Consider the following 16,681-nt stretch of genomic DNA (forward strand, 5'->3'; position numbering starts at 1 on the left):
GATTGACCACTAACTTGCCTCCCATGAGCCCGAGGATGAGCGCCGAGCGGCGCCGCGAGATGGCGATCAAGGCCGCGATGGCCGAGTTCGCCCGCGGCGGCTACGAGGGCACGTCCACCGCGGCCATCGCCGAGCGCGTCGGCGTCTCGCAGCCGTACATGTTCCGGCTCTTCCCCAGCAAGCGCGCCCTGTTCCTGGCCGCCGCCGACCGCTGCTTCGCCGACCTGGAGGAGCTGCTCCGCGAGGCGGCCGGCGGCCGCCGCGGCAAGGACGCGACCGCCGCGATGGCCGACGCCTACCGGCGCATCCTCAAGGAGGACCCGCACCTCCTGCGCTTCCAGTTGCAGCTCTACGCCGCCGCCGTGGAGGACGAGGAGATCAGCCGGATCGGCCACGCCCGCTGGGCGCGGCTGTGGCGGCTCGTCGCCGACGTGTCCGGCACGGCGCCGGCGGAGGTCACCCGGTTCATGTCGGTCGGGATGCTGATCAACGTGCTCACCGCGTTCAAGGTCCCGTACGTCCCCGGCGAGCTGCTCCCCGACTCGCTGCGCGACTGGGCGGAGAGCCTGCGGGGAGCCGGTCTCGACGCGACCGCCGCCGTCCCGGAGGAGGAGCCGTAGGCGGGGGCGGCACCGGCGACCGCCGTCCCCCTCCCTTTTTTCTTGCCCACTGAAGTTAGTGAGTGATAACTAATGAACAGGCCGCACCCCCTCCGCACCTTCATCGTCACCGGCATCGCGCTGTTCATGGTGGCGCTCGACAACCTCATCGTCACCAACGCCCTCCCCGACATCCGCACCGACCTCGGCACCGGCCTCGAAGGCCTCGAATGGACGGTCAACGCCTACACGCTCACCTTCGCCGTCCTGCTGCTGCCCGCCGCCATCGCCGACCGGTGGGGACGACGCCGGCTGTTCATCGGCGGCCTCGCCGTCTTCACCGCCGCGTCCGCCGCCGCCGCGCTCGCCCCGAACATCGGCACGCTCATCGCCGCGCGGGCCGTCCAGGGCGCCGGCGGCGCGATCGTCATGCCGCTCACCCTCACCCTGCTCGCCGCCGCCGTCCCGCCGGCCCGGCGCGGCGTCGCGCTCGCCGCCTGGAGCATGATGAGCGGCCTCGGCGTCGCGCTCGGCCCCGTCCTCGGCGGCGCCGTCACCCAGGCGGCCACCTGGCAGTGGATCTTCTGGATCAACGTCCCCGTCGGCGCCGTGCTGCTCGCCCTCGCGCCCGGGTTCCTCACCGAGAGCCGCGGCGCCGCCAAGCGCCTCGACCTCGCCGGCACCGTCCTGGTCGCCGGCGGCGTCCTCGGCATCGTCCTCGGCCTGGTCCGCGCCAACGAGCACGGCTGGACGAGCGCGCAGGTCCTCGGCTCCCTGATCCCCGGCGCCGTGCTGGTGGCCGCCTTCGTCGCCCGCGAACTGCGCACCGCCGAGCCGGTCCTGCCGATGCGGATGTTCCGCAGCCGCGGGTTCAGCGTCGTCAACGGGCTCTCGCTGATCATGTCGTTCGCCATGTTCGGCGCGACGTTCCTGCTCATCCAGTTCATGCAGGGCGTCCAGCACATGAGCCCGCTCGACGCCGGCGTCCGCTCCCTGCCGTGGACCGGGATGCCGCTGCTCGTCGCCCCGCTGACCGCGCCGCTCATCGCCCGCCTCGGCGTCCGCAACGTGCTGGCCCTCGCGCTGGCGTTCCAGACCGCCGGCCTCGCCTGGCTCGCCGCCGTCCTGTCGCCGACCGCCGCCTACGGCGAGATGGTCCCCGCGTTCGTCCTGGCCGGCATCGGGATGGGGCTGTTCTTCCCGCCCATCGCCCGCGCCGTCCTCGGCTTCGCCCCACCCGAACTTTCCGGCGTCGCGTCCGGCGTCAGCAACTCGCTGCGCCAGCTCGGCACCGTCCTCGGCATCGCGGTCCTCGGCGCGGTCTTCGCCGCCCAGGGCGACTTCACCACCCCGCAGGCGTTCACCGACGGCCTCCAGCCCGCCCTCTGGCTCGCCGTCGCCGCCCTCGCCGCCGGAACCGTCACCGCCCTCCTCATCCCCGCACTCCCCACCCACGCCGAGCAGGTGGTCACCAAGACCCCCGAGACGCCCGAGACCGCCGAGACCCCCGCCTGAACCACGTTCACTTGCGGCGAGTCGTCGTTATGGAACCGTCCATAACGACGACTCGCCGCAACTCGACGTCGGGGGCGCTCAGTTCAGCCAGGCGTCGATGCCGTCGAGGAGGCCGCGGCGGACGTCGTCGGGCGCGGCGGACGCCCGCACCGACTGCCGCGCGAGTTCGGCCAGGTCGGCGTCGGAGAAGCCATGGACGTCGCGGACGAGGTCGTACTGGCGGGCCAGCCGCGACCCGAACAGCAGCGGGTCGTCGGCGCCCAGCGCGATCGACGCGCCCGCCTCGAACAGCCGCCGCACCGGGACCTCCTCCGCCGTCGCCGCGACCCCCAGGCTCACGTTCGACGCCGGGCACACCTCCAGCGTCACGCCCCGGTCCACGATCCGCTCCAGCAGCCGCGGATCCTCCACCGCCCGCACGCCGTGCCCGATCCGGTCGGCGTCCAGCGTCTCCAGGCACTCCCGGACGCTCGCCGGGCCGAGCAGCTCGCCGCCGTGCGGATCCGACAGCAGCCCGCCCCGCTTGGCGATCCGGAACGCCCCCTCGAAGTCGTAGGCGCGGCCCCGCCGCTCGTCGTTGGACAGCCCGAACCCCACCACCCCCTCGCCGGCGTACCGGACGGCCAGCCGGGCGAGTGTCTTGGCGTCCAGTGGATGCCGCGTCCGGTTCGCCGCGACCACCACGCCGATCCCGACCCCGGTCGCCTTCGACGCCTCCCGCGCCGCGTCCAGCACCAGCTCGACGGTCGGCGTCAGCCCGCCGAACCGCGCCGCGTACCCGCTCGGATCCACCTGGATCTCCAGCCAGCCCGAGCCCTCCGCCGCCTCGTCCTCCGCCGTCTCCCGCAGCAGCCGCCGCAGGTCGTCGGGCGTCCTCAGGACGGAGCGGGCGATGTCGTACAGCCGCTGGAACCGGAACCAGCCGCGCTCGTCGGTCGCGTGCAGCTTCGGCGGCCAGTCCTCCACCAGGGCGTCCGGCAGATGGACGCCGTGCTCGGCGGCCAGCTCCACCAGCGTCGAATGCCGCATCGAACCGGTGAAGTGCAGATGCAGATGCGCCTTGGGGAGCAGCGCCACGTCCGGACGGGCCGAGGCGGGCCGCGCGGCGGCGGCCTCGGTGCGGTGCGGCTCCGGGCCCCGTTCCTCGGCGGGGCGCGTGGAACGGTCCTGGGCCGGGCGGGGTGACACGGTACGGGCCTCCATGGACCAATGTTGCCGGATCATCGCCCCGCCCGAACCCCCCGCCCCACCAGGATCATCACACCGGACTACCCCGCATGGCCCCCCGCGGCCATCCCCGCCCGTGGACATCACTGAAAAAACTTGGGAACCGCGTGCAACCTCACTCCGTGGCCGCGCGTATACGAGGGGCGCAAGAGGCTGAAGCAGAGCGACGGGCAGAGAGGGACACACCATGATCACGCTGAAGGCCGCACTGATCGCGGCGGGCGCCATCGGCACGGTGGCCGTGGGCGGCGGCGCCACGTGGGCCATGACCGGCTCCCACCAGGACGCGGGGCTGCGGGCCGACGCCGCGAAGCTCCCCGGCGCGCACCGGGTCGTCGACGCCGCGCCGAAGTCCGCGCCGACGTGCCTGCCCGCGTCCGCGCTGCCGAAGACCGGCAAGGCCGCCAAGAACGGCGGGCTGCCGAAGACCGGCGAGCTGCCCAAGCCGGGCGACCTGCCCACCAGCGGCCTGCCGACGACCGCGAAGCTGCCCGGGACGGAGAAGCTCCGCAAGGAGGCCGAGACCGCCGGGAAGAAGGCCGAGGCCGCCAAGCCCGACGTCCAGGTCCCGAACCCCGGCGTGCCCGGCGTCGTCGCCCCCGGCGCGAAGCCGTCCACGCTGCCGTCCGCCCCGGCGAACCTGCCCGCCTGCGCGCCGTCCGCCAAGCCCCTGCCCAAGGGCGGCGCCCCGGCCGCCAAGCCGTCCGCCCGCGTCCCGGCCAAGCCGGCGCAGCCCGCCCTGCCCGCCCTCGACTGCCGCAAGCTCGTCCCCGCCGTGAAGGTCGGCGGACCCGTCGAGAAGACCGTCATGCTGGCCAAGGGCCTGAAGTACACCGCCACCACCCCCGGCGGCGCCGAGCTGGCGAAGCTCGACATCTGCGCCGTCACCCAGAAGTGGACCGGCAAGGCCGGGCAGTGGCTCACCGTCGAACGGCTGAAGACCCCCGCCGGGATGACGCAGAATCAGCTCCGGCAGGCCCTGCAGCTGCCCGAGGGCGGCACCCCGCTCACCGTCGACGGCTTCGCCGCCTACCAGGGGCCGCACGGCGGCGGAGTCCTGGTGTTCGACCCGAGCGGCTACTCGCTGTTCGTCAACGGCAGCCCCGTCCTCGCCGGCGGGCCGAAGGACGTCGCCACCGCGCTGCGGCAGGCGCACCAGTAGGAAGGACCCGGGCGGACGGTCACGGCGCGGGGCCGTCCGCCCCAGCACGCGGGAACCCCTCCACCCGGATGGAGCACAGTGGGGCGTCGAGACGACGAGTCGTTCGTTGAGTTCGTGGCGGAACGCGGCGATGCCCTGCTGCGCACCGCCTCGCTGATGTGCGGTGCCCGGCAGGACGCCGAGGACATCCTGCAGACCGCGCTGGAAAAGGCGTACCGGCACTGGGGACGGCTGGACGCCGACACCGATCCCGAGCCCTACGTCCGCCGGATCCTGGTCAACCTGGTGATCAGCCGGTCCCGGCGGTGGAAGGTGCTGCGGGAGATCCACATGGCCAGACCGCCCGAGACGCCCACGCTCTCGGGGACCCACGCCGTCGAGCTGAGGGGGACGCTCATGGACGAACTGCGCAGACTCGGCGCGCGGCAGCGCGCGGTGCTCGTGCTGCGCTTCTGGGAGGACCTCTCGGAGGCGGAGACCGCGCAGGTGCTCGGCTGCTCGGTCGGCACGGTCAAGAGCCAGGCATCCCGGGGGCTCGCCAGGCTCCGGGAGCGACTCGGCGCGAACCTGGCGCCACTGGGGAGCTGAACGATGGATCTGGAGAGCGAACTGCGGAAGGCCATGGCCGAGCGGGTGGCCGGCACGACCGCGCCGTCCTCGCTCGTGGCCGACGTCAGGCGCCGCCACCGGCGGCGGACGAACCGCGTCCGCGCCACCGTCGGCGCCTGCGCCGCGGCCGTCGCCGCGCTCGCCCTGGTGCCCACCTACCAGTCGTTCCGGGCCACACCTGCCGGGGACTCCTCGACCGCCCGCCCCACGGGCGGGCCGTCGACCCTCGAGCAGCCGGAACGGCGGCCCGCCCCGGGCCTCCCCGCGTCCCCGTCGCCAGAGGGGAGGCCCGAGGCGGGAACCTCGTCCAAGCCGTCCGCGCCCGCGCCGTCCGGTGGATCCGGTGGAGGAGGAGACGTACGGCCCGGCGCGCCCGGCGTCACCGTGAAACTCCCGCACTGGGTGACGTACCTGCCGGGCGGCCTCACCACCACCGGCCCGTGCGCGGTCACCGGCGACGCCAAGCGCCGCACCACCACCTGCAAATGGCGCGGGACGACCGGCTGGGTGCAGGTCGCCCTCGTCAAGGGCAGCGGCGTCGGCCTGACCGACCTCGCCCCGGTCGGCGGCGTGCCCGGCCGCACCACCGTCCGCGGCATGCCTGCGCTCACCGCCGACCGCCCCGGCTCCGCGCGCCAGATCTCCTGGATCGCCAAGCCCGGCACCGGCGTCACCGTCACGGCCGGCGGCACCGCCAAGGACCAGCTCATGCGCATAGCCGAAGGCGTCCGCCCCTGAACCACGCTCCGGTGGAAACGTCCTCGAATGGCGGAGAGGGGCCGCCAGGACGTTTCCACCGGTTTTATTGCATCGCCCTTGGCGGTCGGGCGTTGGACGCCCTCCCTTCGGCGGGCGCTGCGTGCGATCGCTGCATCGCTTCGACTCGGCCCTGGGGGCCTCGCTGCGCGATCGGATTCTCGCTTCGCTCGAATCCGGCTTCGCTCGCGATCGCGACGGTTCCGGTCGGCGCGTGGCCGGGGGCGCGGGCTGAGGTTCGTCCAGAGATAGAACGGCCCCGGACGCTTTCGTGTCCGGGGCCGGTCTTCTGCCTGTGGTGGGTCAGCTCGCCTCGTTGAGGAGCTTGGCTACGCGGGAGACGCCTTCGACCAGGTCGTCGTCGCCCAGCGCGTAGGAGAGGCGGAAGTAGCCGGGGGTGCCGAACGCCTCGCCGGGCACCAGCGCGACCTCCGCCTCCTCCAGGATCAGCGACGCCAGCTCCACCGACGTCTCCGAGCGCTTGCCGCGGATCTCCTTGCCCAGCAGCGCCTTCACCGACGGGTAGGCGTAGAACGCGCCCTCCGGCTCCGGGCACACGACGCCGGGGATCTCGTTCAGCATCCTCACGATCGTCTGGCGGCGCCGGTCGAACGCCTTGCGCATCTCCGCGACCGCCGACAGGTCGCCGGTCACCGCGGACAGCGCGGCGGCCTGCGAGACGTTCGCCACGTTCGACGTCGCGTGCGACTGCATGTTCGCGGCGGCCTTCACCACGTCCGCCGGGCCGACCAGCCAGCCCACCCGCCAGCCGGTCATCGCGTACGTCTTCGCCACGCCGTTGAGCACCAGCGTGCGGTCGGCCAGTTCCGGCACCACGACGGGCATCGAGTGGAACTCGGCGTCCCCGTACACCAGGTGCTCGTAGATCTCGTCCGTGATCACCCAGAGGCCGTGCCCGTCGGCCCAGCGGCCGATCGCCTCGATCTCGTCGCGGGAGTAGACGGCGCCCGTCGGGTTGGAGGGGGACACGAACAGCAGCACCTTCGTCCGGTCGGTGCGGGCCGCCTCCAACTGCTCGACGCTCACCTTGTAGCCGGTGGTCTCGTCGGCGACCACGTCCACGGGCACGCCGCCCGCCAGCTTGATCGACTCGGGGTAGGTCGTCCAGTACGGGGTCGGGACGAGCACCTCGTCGCCCGGGTCGAGCAGCGCCGCGAACGCCTCGTACACCGCCTGCTTGCCGCCGTTGGTCACCAGGACCTGCGACGCGTCCACCCTGTAGCCGGAGTCCCGCTCGGTCTTCTCGGCGATGGCGGCGCGCAGCTCGGGAAGCCCGCCCGCCGGCGTGTACTTGTGGAAGCGCGGCACCCGGCAGGCGGTCACCGCCGCCTCGACGATGTAGTCCGGCGTCGGGAAGTCGGGCTCGCCCGCGCCGAAGCCGATGACCGGGCGGCCCGCCGCCTTCAGGGCCTTTGCCTTGGCGTCCACGGCCAGCGTTGCGGACTCGGATATCGCGGCGATGCGCTTGGAGATGCGAGGACGGTCGATGCTCATATCCCTATCGTTACAGAAGCGAGGCCATGACCCGAGCGATATATCAGGGCCGGTCGGACGGCCTTCCGCGGCGGCCCCGCACGGGTTCGGGGATCCGGTTCGACGCGGGGCCCTCGGGGACGTAGACTCACCTGCCTAGTGACGCGTCACCGGCATACGACCCTGTCCGCACGCGGATGGGCTCAAGAGGTCGTAAGCTGGGGCACGGCACCGACCCGGTCCCGCGGCCGGGCGTTCTCCTTAGCCGGAGAATGAAGGGCAGTGGCTCAATTGGTAGAGCTCCGGTCTCCAAAACCGGCGGTTGGGGGTTCGAGTCCCTCCTGCCCTGCGAGGTGCGGTGCGCGCACCGGTGCCGGCCGCGCCACGGCGCCCGCCGTGGCGTTCCGCGACGCGGGTCCGCGCGACAACCACAGGGTGGTTGGAACACGACCTATGAGGTGAACGGCGGCAATGGCGACTGAGACGCGCGGCGAGGCCGCGGCCAAGGACGAGGGCAAGGGGAAGCCCGCCCCCAGGCGGACCACCCCGGCGCTGTTCGTGCGCCAGGTCATCGCCGAGCTGCGCAAGGTCATCTGGCCGACCCGCCGGGAACTCGTCACCTACACGACCGTGTCCCTGGTGTTCGTGCTGGTCATGGTCGCGATCGTGTCCGGCTTCGACTACGGCCTGCAGAAGGGGATCTACGAGATCTTCGGCTGAGCCCGCTTCTCCCGCCGCGCGGCCCACCGCCGCGCCGCGTCACCGCCCGGGCCGCGCCACCGCAAGGCCACCCACCGTAAGTCCATCACCGCAGACCGTCCGGAGAGAGAGTCACCGTGTCCGAGCCCTCACAGCCGCCCTACGACGAGGCCGTTGACGAGGCCCAGTCCGCCGCGGCTGCTGCGGCCGGCCAGGCGGCCGAGCCCGCCGAGGACGCGGCCGAGGCCGCCGTCGCCGCCGGCGAGGCCGCGCCCGCGGACGAGAAGCTCGAGGGCGAGGGCGTCGCGCCCGACGCCGCCGCGGACGCCGGCGACCTCGCCGAGGCCGTCGAGGGCCAGGACGCCGCGGACGCCGTGCCCGCCGGCGAGGAGGACGCGGACGGCGAGACCGCGGACACTGACGCCGAGGACGCCGACGACGACGAGGAGGCGCCGGCCGAGCCGCCCGCCGACCCGTACGCCGACTTCAAGATGCAGCTGCGCCTCCAGCCGGGCGACTGGTACGTCGTGCACTCCTACGCGGGGTACGAGAACCGGGTCAAGACCAACATCGAGACCCGCACCCAGACCCTCAACATGGAGGACTACATCTTCCAGATCGAGGTCCCCCAGCACGAGGTGACCGAGATCAAGGGCGGCAAGCGGCAGAAGGTCAACGAGAAGGTCCTGCCGGGCTACATCCTCGTCCGGATGGAGCTGACCGACGAGTCGTGGGCCGCGGTCCGCAACACGCCGGGCGTGACCGGGTTCGTCGGGCTGCTGAACAAGCCGTCCCCGCTGAGCCTGGACGAGGTCGCCAACCTGCTGGCGCCCGAGCCGGAGGAGGGCGTCGCCAAGGCCAAGGAGCAGGCCAAGGTCGCCGCCACCGTCGACTTCGAGGTCGGCGAGTCGGTCACCGTCATGGACGGCCCGTTCGCCACCCTCCCCGCGACCGTCAACGAGATCAACGCCGAGCAGCAGAAGCTCAAGGTGCTGGTGTCGATCTTCGGCCGCGAGACCCCGGTCGAGCTGTCCTTCAACCAGGTCTCCAAGATCTGACCGGGGCGCTGCTGATCAGCGCGTATCCTGGACGGGTCGCTCCCGCGCCGGCGGGGCGCGGCCGCCTGGAACGCCCGTCCCGGGCTCCGGCGGCGAAGACCCCCGCGCGAGCGGGGCCATGATTTTCAGGTGATCCCTACACGGCGGACGAGTCCCGCCGCCGTGTTGCCCGCCGGGCGGGAGTCGGGGTCCACATCAAACGGGACACAGGGGTTCGCATGCCTCCGAAGAAGAAGATCGCCGCGCTCGTCAAGGTGCAGCTCAACGCGGGTGCCGCGACGCCGGCGCCGCCGGTGGGCACCGCGCTCGGCCCGCACGGCGTCAACATCATGGACTTCTGCAAGCAGTACAACGCTGCGACGGAGTCCCAGCGCGGCAACGTCATCCCCGTAGAGATCACCATCTACGAGGACCGGTCGTTCACCTTCGTCACCAAGACCCCGCCGGCCGCGCAGCTCATCCTGAAGGCCGCGGGCGTGGAGAAGGGCAGCGGCGAGCCGCACAAGACCAAGGTCGGCTCGGTCACCGCGGACCAGATCCGCGAGATCGCCACGACCAAGATGCCCGACCTGAACGCCAAGGACCTGGCGGCCGCGGAGAAGATCGTCGCGGGCACCGCGCGGTCGATGGGCATCGAGGTCAAGTAACACCCCACCCAGTGGAAGGGCCGGGCGCGGCCCGCACCACGAGTTCCATGGAGGAACGAGCATGAAGCGCAGCAAGGGCTACCGCTCGGCGGCCGACAAGATCGACCGGGACCGGCTGTACAGCCCGGTCGAGGCCGTCAAGCTGGCCAAGGAGACCAGCGTCACCAAGTTCGACGCGACCGTCGAGGTCGCGCTGCGGCTCGGCGTCGACCCGCGCAAGGCCGACCAGATGGTGCGCGGCACCGTCAACCTGCCGCACGGCACCGGCAAGACCGCCCGCGTGCTGGTGTTCGCGGGCGGCGCCAAGGCGGAGGAGGCCCGCGAGGCCGGCGCCGACCTGGTGGGCTCCGACGACATGATCGAGCGGATCCAGGGCGGCTTCCTGGAGTTCGACGCGGTCGTGGCGACGCCGGACCAGATGGGCAAGGTCGGCCGGCTCGGCCGGGTGCTCGGCCCGCGCGGCCTGATGCCGAACCCGAAGACCGGCACGGTGACGATGGACGTGGCCAAGGCCGTCACCGACATCAAGGGCGGCAAGATCGAGTTCCGGGTGGACCGGCACGCGAACCTGCACTTCATCATCGGCAAGTCCTCGTTCGGCGAGCGCCAGCTGGTGGAGAACTACGCGGCGGCCGTCGAGGAGATCCAGCGGCTCAAGCCGTCGGCGGCCAAGGGCCGGTACGTGAAGAAGGCGGTCCTGACCACGTCGATGGGCCCGAGCATCCCGGTGGACCCGAACGCGGTCCGCAACCTCACCGCGGAGCTCGACGAGGCCTGATCACAGGTTTTCCGAGCCCGCGCAATACGGGCACAACGGCAGGGCGTCTCCGTTCGGAGGCGCCCTGCCGCGTTCTCGCGTGCGTTCCGTTGAGCGGCACCGGACGGTCCGGGCGGCGGCCCCGCCGGTAGATTCGTCGCCTGATCTTGGGGAGGGGCGGGATGGGCGGATCGCCGCGCGGGGAGTTCCAGCGGCTGTACGACGTGCTCGACGCCGCGGCGGAGGACGCTCCCGTCGCGCCGGCGCTGTCGGTGGACGGCACGACGTGGACGTTCCGCGAGCTGCGCGCACGGACGGACGCGCTCAGCGCCCACCTCGACGGCCGCTGCCCGCCCGGGGCGCGGGTGGCGTTGCTGGCGCACAACCGCCCGGAGTACGTGGCCGCCTACTACGGGGTTCCGCGGGGTGGCAGGGTCCTCGTGCCGCTCAACCAGCGGCTCCATCCGCGCGAGTGGGCGGACCAGATCGCGCGCAGCGGCGCCGCGCTCGTCCTCGGCGAGGCGGATCTGCTGGATCGGCTGGCCGATGAAGGGGACATGGGCTCCGACGGCCCGCCGCTCGTCCCCATCACCGAGCTGCCCTGGGACGAGCCCGTCCGGGAGCGAGCGGCGCCACCCGGCGGGGGCCCGGACGAGGTCGCGTGGCTGATGTTCACCAGCGGCACGACGGGCCGTCCGAAGGGGGTGCGGCTCACCCACGGGAGCCTGCTGGCGGGCCTGCGGGTGTCGGCGTCCGGCCGGCCGGTCCGGCCGGGCGATGTGTTCTGCACGCCGTTCCCGCTCTGCCATGTGGCGGGCTACCAGGTGATGCTGCACCACCTGTTCCGGCGGCATGCCGTGGTCCTGCGCCGGTTCCGTCCGGCGGACCTGGTGGAGGCGACGCGCCGGCACGGCATCACGAGCCTGTCGCTGGCGCCGACCATGCTGGAGGATCTGCTCGCGCACCTGGCGGACGATCCGGCGGCGCGGGACGTGCTGCGCGGCAGCCTGCGGGTGATCGCGTACGGGTCGGCGCCGATGCCGGTACCGCTGCTGCGCCGCGTCCATGACGTGCTCGGCTGCGATCTGAACCAGGGCTTCGGCATGACCGAGCTGTCCGGCAACGCGACGTTCCTCTCCCCGGCGGATCACCGCGCGGCCATGGAGTCGAGGCCCGGGCTGGCGGCGTCGGCGGGACGTCCCGCCGAGGGCGTCGAGATCCGGGTGATCGGCGAGGACGGGGCGTCCGTCGCGCCGGGGGAGCTGGGCGAGGTCGTCGTCCGGGGCGCGCAGGTGACGCCCGGGTACTGGGACGACCCGGAGGCGACCGCCGAGGCGTTCACCGGGGGCTGGTTCCGTACCGGCGACGTCGGCCGCGTCGACGACGACGGATACCTCTACGTGGTCGACCGGCTCAAGGACGTGATCGTCACCGGGGGCGAGAACGTCTCGTCCCGCGAGGTCGAGGACGTCCTGCGCACGGTCCCGGGCGTCGGTGAGGTCGCGGTGGTCGGGCTGCCGGATCCGCGCTGGGGCCAGTCGGTGTGCGCGGTGATCGTGGCCGATGGCGCGCCGCCTGCGGACGAGGAGCTGATCGGCGCGTGCCGGGCGCGGCTCGCCGGGTTCAAGACGCCGCGCCGCATCGAGTACGTCGACGCCCTGCCGCGCACCGGCACCGGCAAGATCCGCAAGTCCGTCCTGCGGGACCGTCTGGCCGAGCGCTGACGATCCGGCCGCGCGCGAGCCGGGACGCTCGCGCCACGGTTGCGCCGCTGACCTGCGGGATACCGCGCCGCCGGTCCGGATCAGGACAGATCTATTGGACGGATTGTTTTGTTGCGGTTGGTGTGCTTGGTGTTGAATCGTCCCTGTGAAGCGCCGAACCGACCGGATCATCGCCGTCTCCGCCGTCACGGCCGTGGCCGTCGTGCCCACCGCGATCGTGATGGCGGTGAAGACGGGCGTCATGTCGTCGTCGGACTCCGGGGCGCTGCCGCCGAGCGCGCAGATGGCCCAGGCCGACCCCGCCAACCCGAACAGCGCCACGTCGGGCGCCGTGACGCCGTCGGCCTCCGCCGCCCCCGGCGCGGGCACCGGAGCGGATGCGGGCGCGGGCATGCCGGGCGCGCGGCCGGCCGGATCGGGCGGCCCCGCCGCGAACCCGTCGCCGAAGCCGGGCCCCGAGCTGCGGTCGTTCGTCCGCAAGACGGACGTGAAGGTGACGATCGGGACGGGCGGCGACTACAAGCAGGCGTCCGAGACCGCGCAGATCAGGCTCTGGCCGACGTTCGCGATGAAGGCGGTCGGCGTCACGCAGACGATGAAGGACGGCACGCTCTCCAAGATCACGCAGAAGGTGGTCGTCAGCGGGAGCACGCTGTCCGGCTTCGACGGCGAGAAGTGGACGAAGTCCAGGCTCAGCGCGGCACAGCTGGCCAAGCTCCGGACCGGATCGGACCCCCGGCAGTTCACCTACGTCATCCGCGGCGTGCCCAGCGGCGTCGTGACCGGCCCGGACGCGAACGGCCGCAGCCACTACCTGGCGCAGGCCCTGATGGGCAACGTGTACGCGCTGCTGCCGAAGGACGCGGCGACCGACGTCCGCGCGGTGATCCCGGCCGACGCCGGCGTCTCGCTCGACCTGTGGTCGGGCGCGAAGGACCGCCCGGCGACGATCGGCCTGGTCGCGAAGGCGCCGTCCGGCGACTTCGACGGCTCGATGACCTTCGGCTCCTATCGCTGAACCGGTTCCCGGCGACCGTCCGGCCACGGCGGAGGTACGCCGGAGGTCGTACCGGACGGGGACCCGTTCGTACCACCGGGGGATGTAGGGCTGTTACCGCGCCGACAGACTGGGAACCACCAGCAGGGCGACAAGGGAGGCCGAATCCTCATGAACCGACGACTGGTAGTGGCCGCCGGAGGCACCGCCGTGGGTGCCGCGCTCCTCCTGTCCGGGTGCAACGGGGACGGGTCGGGCGCCAACGCGGACGGGAACGACATGAAGCTCAGCGCCAACGAGGCGCTGCTGAAATCGTCGCAGAAGACGGCGGAGTCCGACACCTTCAAGGCCGACCTGACGGTCACCGGCACGGGCTCGGACTCCGGGAAGATCCACGCGACGGGCCAGTTCCGGCTCAAGCCGACGCTGAAGTTCAGCGCGCAGCTGGACCAGGTCAGCCACAACGGGCAGGCCGTGCCGGCCGCCAAGGGGCAGGCGATCTTCACCGGGAACACGCTGTACGCGAAGGTCCCGCAGCTCGCCCAGTTCGTCAGCGGCGGCAAGCCGTGGGTGAAGATCGACGTGAACCAGGTGTCGCAGCGCACCGGGTTCGACGTGCAGGGCCTGGTCAACCAGGTCGAGAAGGTGAACCCGGCCGAGCAGACGAAGATGTTCACCGGCTCAAAGGACGTCCACCGCGTCGGCAGCGAGACGGTCGACGGCGTCAAGACCGTGCACTACGCCGGCACGGTCACCGTCCAGGACGCGCTGAACCGGCTGGACGCGCAGACCCGCCAGAAGGCCGACGGATGGCTGCCGAAGGACCGCGACGGGAAGATCAACTTCGACCTGTGGACGGACGGGAACAACCTGCCGCGCAAGCTCGTGTCCAAGTCGTCCGGCACGCAGGGCGACGGCGGCTCGGTGACCGTCCTCTACAGCGACTACGGCAAGTCGTTCGGCGTGAACCCGCCGCCGTCGGATCAGGTCGGCGCCATGTCGCTCGGCTCGCTGCTCGGTGGCAACTAGCGCACACCGGGCAACACGGGACAGAGTGAACCCCGCTAGTCTCCCCTGCGTCTCATAGAGGGTCCGGTCCGAGCGTCCGGGCACCACGACGCAGACCGAGGAGAGACCACCATGATCCGACGCTTCGCCACGGGCACGGCGGCCGCCGCCGGCCTCGCCCTCGCCCTGACCGGCTGCCTCGGCGACGCCGGGAGCAAGGCGGGCGAGGCCGGCGAGAACATCAAGCTGACCGCGGCGCAGGTGCTCGGCAGGACCGCGCAGAAGACCGGCAAGATCAACTCGTTCCAGGCCGACATGTCGATGACGGCCACCGGATCGGCCGCGGGCTCGATGAACATGTCCGGCACCATGCAGTACCGCACCAAGCCGGACCTGGCGTTCAGCATGGACTTCACGAACATGACGGTCGGCGGCAAGTCGATGGCCGGCATGAAGGAGGTCCTGGTCGGCCGCACCATCTACATGAAGATCCCGCAGCTGACGCAGCTCGGCGGCGGGGCGTCGGCCAAGCCCTGGGTGAAGATGTCGCTGGACGAGGTCGGCGCGAAGTCCGGGATGAACGTCGACGAGCTGCTCCAGCAGTCGCAGCAGATGGACCCCGTCCAGAACACCAGGATGCTGACGGCGTCCAAGGACGCCCGCGAGGTCGGCAAGGAGACGGTGAACGGCGTGCAGACCACGCACTACACCGGCACTTACCGGGTGGCGGACGCGGTCGCCAAGCTCCCGGCCGACCAGCGGCAGGCGTACGAGAAGAGCCTGGCCAAGTCCGGCATGAACGGCGACATGCACTTCGACCTGTGGGTCGACGGGCAGCAGCTGCCCCGCAAGATGACGATGAAGACCGGCCAGACGGCCGCGGGCGTCATGACGATCACCACCAGCTACCGCGACTTCGGCAAGCCGGTGCAGGTCACCGCGCCGCCGGCGAGCCAGGTGACCGACTTCGCCGCACTGATGAAGGGCCTCGGCACCGGCGCCACGCCGGGCGCCTGACCCCCGAGAGTTCGACGCAGGGCCGTGCCGGACCCGTCCGGCGCGGCCCTGCGCGCTGCTCCGGCTCGCCCAACCGATTTGGCCTTGCGGCGCGCGGGCACGTACTCTGTTGTCTGCCGAAGACCGCCGGTCGCCGTCCCAGTCGGGGCGGCCGAAGGACCCGATTCGTTCGGGCGGCCTGCGTAGGTGCGACGTGAGCCTTCCGCTTGGCCTTCCCGGGCCTGGCATGACGCCCCGTGCACACCTGCGCCGGGGCGTTTTTTGGTGGATCGGCGCCCGACCCGCGAGGGCCGGGCGACGGTCGTGACCACCCAGGTAATCGGAAGGAGGCCACATGGCCAAGGCCGAGAAGGCCGCGGCGATCGCCGAGCTCAAGCAGGAGTTCGAGAGCTCCAGCGGCGCCGTGCTGACCGAGTACCGCGGGCTGACGGTGGCGCAGCTCAAGGAGCTGCGCACCAACCTCGGCGAGACCGCGAGGTTCGCCGTGGTGAAGAACACGCTGACCAGGCGCGCGGCGGACGAGGCCGGGCTCGACGAGCAGTTCCGCGAGCTGCTCGAGGGCCCTTCGGCCATCGCGTTCGTCCGGGGCGACGTGGTCGAGGCCGCCAAGGGCCTGCGTGACTTCGCCAAGACGAACCCGCTGCTGGTGATCAAGGGCGGCTTCATCGACGGCCGGTCGATGGACGCCTCGGAGATCACCAGGCTCGCGGACCTCGAGTCCCGCGAGGTCCTGCTGGCCAAGCTGGCCGGTGCGATGAAGGGCTCCATGGCCAACGCGGCCGCGCTCTTCAACGCCCTGCCGACGCAGGCCGCCCAGCTCGCCGAGGCGCTGCGCGCCAAGCGCGAGGCCGCCGGCGAGACCGCCGAGGCCCCCGCCGACGCGCCGGCCGCCGAGGCCGCCGACGAGGCACCCGCCGAGTAGGCACCCGCGGTTCCCGTAAGACCCCAGATTTGAAGCCATAGCGGAGGAAACATCATGGCGAAGCTCAGCACCGAAGAGCTGCTCGACACCTTCAAGGAGATGACCCTCCTCGAGCTGTCCGACTTCGTGAAGCAGTTCGAAGAGGTCTTCGACGTCAAGGCCGCCGCGCCGGTCGCGGCCGTGGCCGCCCCGACCGGCGCCGCCCCGGCCGCCGAGGAGGCCGCCGCGCAGGACGAGTTCGACGTCATCCTCGAGGGCGCCGGCGACAAGAAGATCCAGGTCATCAAGGAGGTCCGCAGCCTCACGAGCCTCGGCCTCAAGGAGGCCAAGGACCTGGTCGACGGCGCGCCGAAGCCGCTGCTCGAGAAGGTCAACAAGGAGACGGCCGACAAGGCCAAGGAGGCCCTGGAGAAGGCCGGCGCGACGGTCACCGTCAAGTAGGGCGCTCTCTCCGGAGCTTCCGGGGCCCGCGCGGCTCCGCTGCTCTTTC

General features: G+C 72.0%; 17 protein-coding genes and 1 tRNA gene. 16 read left to right on the plus strand and 2 right to left on the minus strand.

Going from position 1 to position 16,681, the window contains the following annotated elements:
- Nucleotides 1-23 precede the first annotated feature (23 nt).
- Nucleotides 24-620 (plus strand): TetR/AcrR family transcriptional regulator, encoded by a 597-nt coding sequence (locus tag QP089_RS42090; RefSeq protein WP_285920077.1) that lies wholly within the window; start codon nucleotides 24-26, stop codon nucleotides 618-620.
- A 72-nt stretch (nucleotides 621-692) separates the two neighbouring features.
- Entirely contained in the window at nucleotides 693-2,114 is a 1,422-nt protein-coding gene (locus QP089_RS42095) for a DHA2 family efflux MFS transporter permease subunit (protein WP_285920079.1), read from the plus strand.
- 78 nt (nucleotides 2,115-2,192) lie between these two features.
- Here the strand turns inward: QP089_RS42095 and QP089_RS42100 are convergent, their stop codons facing one another.
- A complete protein-coding gene (locus tag QP089_RS42100; protein WP_285920081.1) occupies nucleotides 2,193-3,317 on the minus strand; it encodes an adenosine deaminase in 1,125 nt (374 codons plus the stop codon).
- Between the two features lie 211 nt (nucleotides 3,318-3,528).
- On the opposite strand from QP089_RS42100, the gene QP089_RS42105 reads away from it, so the two are divergent.
- The 3 genes from QP089_RS42105 to QP089_RS42115 all read left to right on the plus strand — a co-directional run bounded on the left by QP089_RS42105 (nucleotide 3,529) and on the right by QP089_RS42115 (nucleotide 5,850).
- Nucleotides 3,529-4,503 (plus strand): hypothetical protein, encoded by a 975-nt coding sequence (locus QP089_RS42105; RefSeq protein ID WP_285920083.1) that lies wholly within the window; start codon nucleotides 3,529-3,531, stop codon nucleotides 4,501-4,503.
- Nucleotides 4,504-4,581: 78 nt separating this feature from the next.
- The gene (locus QP089_RS42110; protein ID WP_285920085.1) at nucleotides 4,582-5,091 is read left to right on the plus strand and encodes a SigE family RNA polymerase sigma factor; all 510 of its coding nucleotides are present in this window, start codon (nucleotides 4,582-4,584) and stop codon (nucleotides 5,089-5,091) included.
- Nucleotides 5,092-5,094: 3 nt separating this feature from the next.
- A complete protein-coding gene (locus tag QP089_RS42115; RefSeq protein ID WP_285920087.1) occupies nucleotides 5,095-5,850 on the plus strand; it encodes a hypothetical protein in 756 nt (251 codons plus the stop codon).
- 321 nt (nucleotides 5,851-6,171) lie between these two features.
- Here the strand turns inward: QP089_RS42115 and QP089_RS42120 are convergent, their stop codons facing one another.
- Nucleotides 6,172-7,383 carry a pyridoxal phosphate-dependent aminotransferase gene (locus tag QP089_RS42120; RefSeq protein ID WP_285920088.1) on the minus strand — a complete coding sequence of 404 codons (1,212 nt, stop codon included), beginning with the start codon at nucleotides 7,381-7,383 and terminating at the stop codon, nucleotides 6,172-6,174.
- Nucleotides 7,384-7,638: 255 nt separating this feature from the next.
- On the opposite strand from QP089_RS42120, the gene QP089_RS42125 reads away from it, so the two are divergent.
- From QP089_RS42125 to rplL, 11 genes are all read left to right on the plus strand, one after another.
- Nucleotides 7,639-7,711: transfer RNA gene (locus QP089_RS42125), tRNA-Trp, on the plus strand.
- Nucleotides 7,712-7,833: 122 nt separating this feature from the next.
- Complete coding sequence (gene secE, locus QP089_RS42130) at nucleotides 7,834-8,082, plus strand: preprotein translocase subunit SecE (protein ID WP_285920090.1); 249 nt, start codon at nucleotides 7,834-7,836, stop codon at nucleotides 8,080-8,082.
- Between the two features lie 116 nt (nucleotides 8,083-8,198).
- Entirely contained in the window at nucleotides 8,199-9,119 is a 921-nt protein-coding gene (gene nusG / locus QP089_RS42135) for a transcription termination/antitermination protein NusG (RefSeq protein ID WP_285920092.1), read from the plus strand.
- 218 nt (nucleotides 9,120-9,337) lie between these two features.
- Complete coding sequence (rplK, locus tag QP089_RS42140; protein ID WP_208243449.1) at nucleotides 9,338-9,766, plus strand: 50S ribosomal protein L11; 429 nt, start codon at nucleotides 9,338-9,340, stop codon at nucleotides 9,764-9,766.
- 61 nt (nucleotides 9,767-9,827) lie between these two features.
- Nucleotides 9,828-10,544, plus strand: coding sequence for a 50S ribosomal protein L1 (rplA, locus tag QP089_RS42145; RefSeq protein ID WP_285920095.1), 717 nt, complete (start codon nucleotides 9,828-9,830; stop codon nucleotides 10,542-10,544).
- A gap of 161 nt (nucleotides 10,545-10,705) precedes the next feature.
- Nucleotides 10,706-12,247, plus strand: coding sequence for a class I adenylate-forming enzyme family protein (locus QP089_RS42150; RefSeq protein ID WP_285920097.1), 1,542 nt, complete (start codon nucleotides 10,706-10,708; stop codon nucleotides 12,245-12,247).
- 145 nt (nucleotides 12,248-12,392) lie between these two features.
- The gene (locus tag QP089_RS42155; protein WP_285920099.1) at nucleotides 12,393-13,265 is read left to right on the plus strand and encodes a hypothetical protein; all 873 of its coding nucleotides are present in this window, start codon (nucleotides 12,393-12,395) and stop codon (nucleotides 13,263-13,265) included.
- Nucleotides 13,266-13,415: 150 nt separating this feature from the next.
- The gene (locus QP089_RS42160; protein ID WP_285920102.1) at nucleotides 13,416-14,273 is read left to right on the plus strand and encodes an SCO4651 family lipoprotein; all 858 of its coding nucleotides are present in this window, start codon (nucleotides 13,416-13,418) and stop codon (nucleotides 14,271-14,273) included.
- Between the two features lie 111 nt (nucleotides 14,274-14,384).
- On the plus strand, nucleotides 14,385-15,269 hold the full coding sequence (locus tag QP089_RS42165) for an SCO4651 family lipoprotein (protein ID WP_285920104.1): 885 nt from the start codon (nucleotides 14,385-14,387) through the stop codon (nucleotides 15,267-15,269).
- Between the two features lie 334 nt (nucleotides 15,270-15,603).
- Complete coding sequence (gene rplJ / locus QP089_RS42170) at nucleotides 15,604-16,191, plus strand: 50S ribosomal protein L10 (protein WP_285920106.1); 588 nt, start codon at nucleotides 15,604-15,606, stop codon at nucleotides 16,189-16,191.
- 54 nt (nucleotides 16,192-16,245) lie between these two features.
- Nucleotides 16,246-16,632, plus strand: a complete 387-nt coding sequence (gene rplL, locus QP089_RS42175; protein WP_285920108.1) for a 50S ribosomal protein L7/L12 — start codon at nucleotides 16,246-16,248, stop codon at nucleotides 16,630-16,632.
- Nucleotides 16,633-16,681 lie beyond the last annotated feature (49 nt).

The sequence above is a fragment of the Actinomadura opuntiae genome (genome assembly GCF_030283205.1).
Classification (GTDB): domain Bacteria; phylum Actinomycetota; class Actinomycetes; order Streptosporangiales; family Streptosporangiaceae; genus Spirillospora.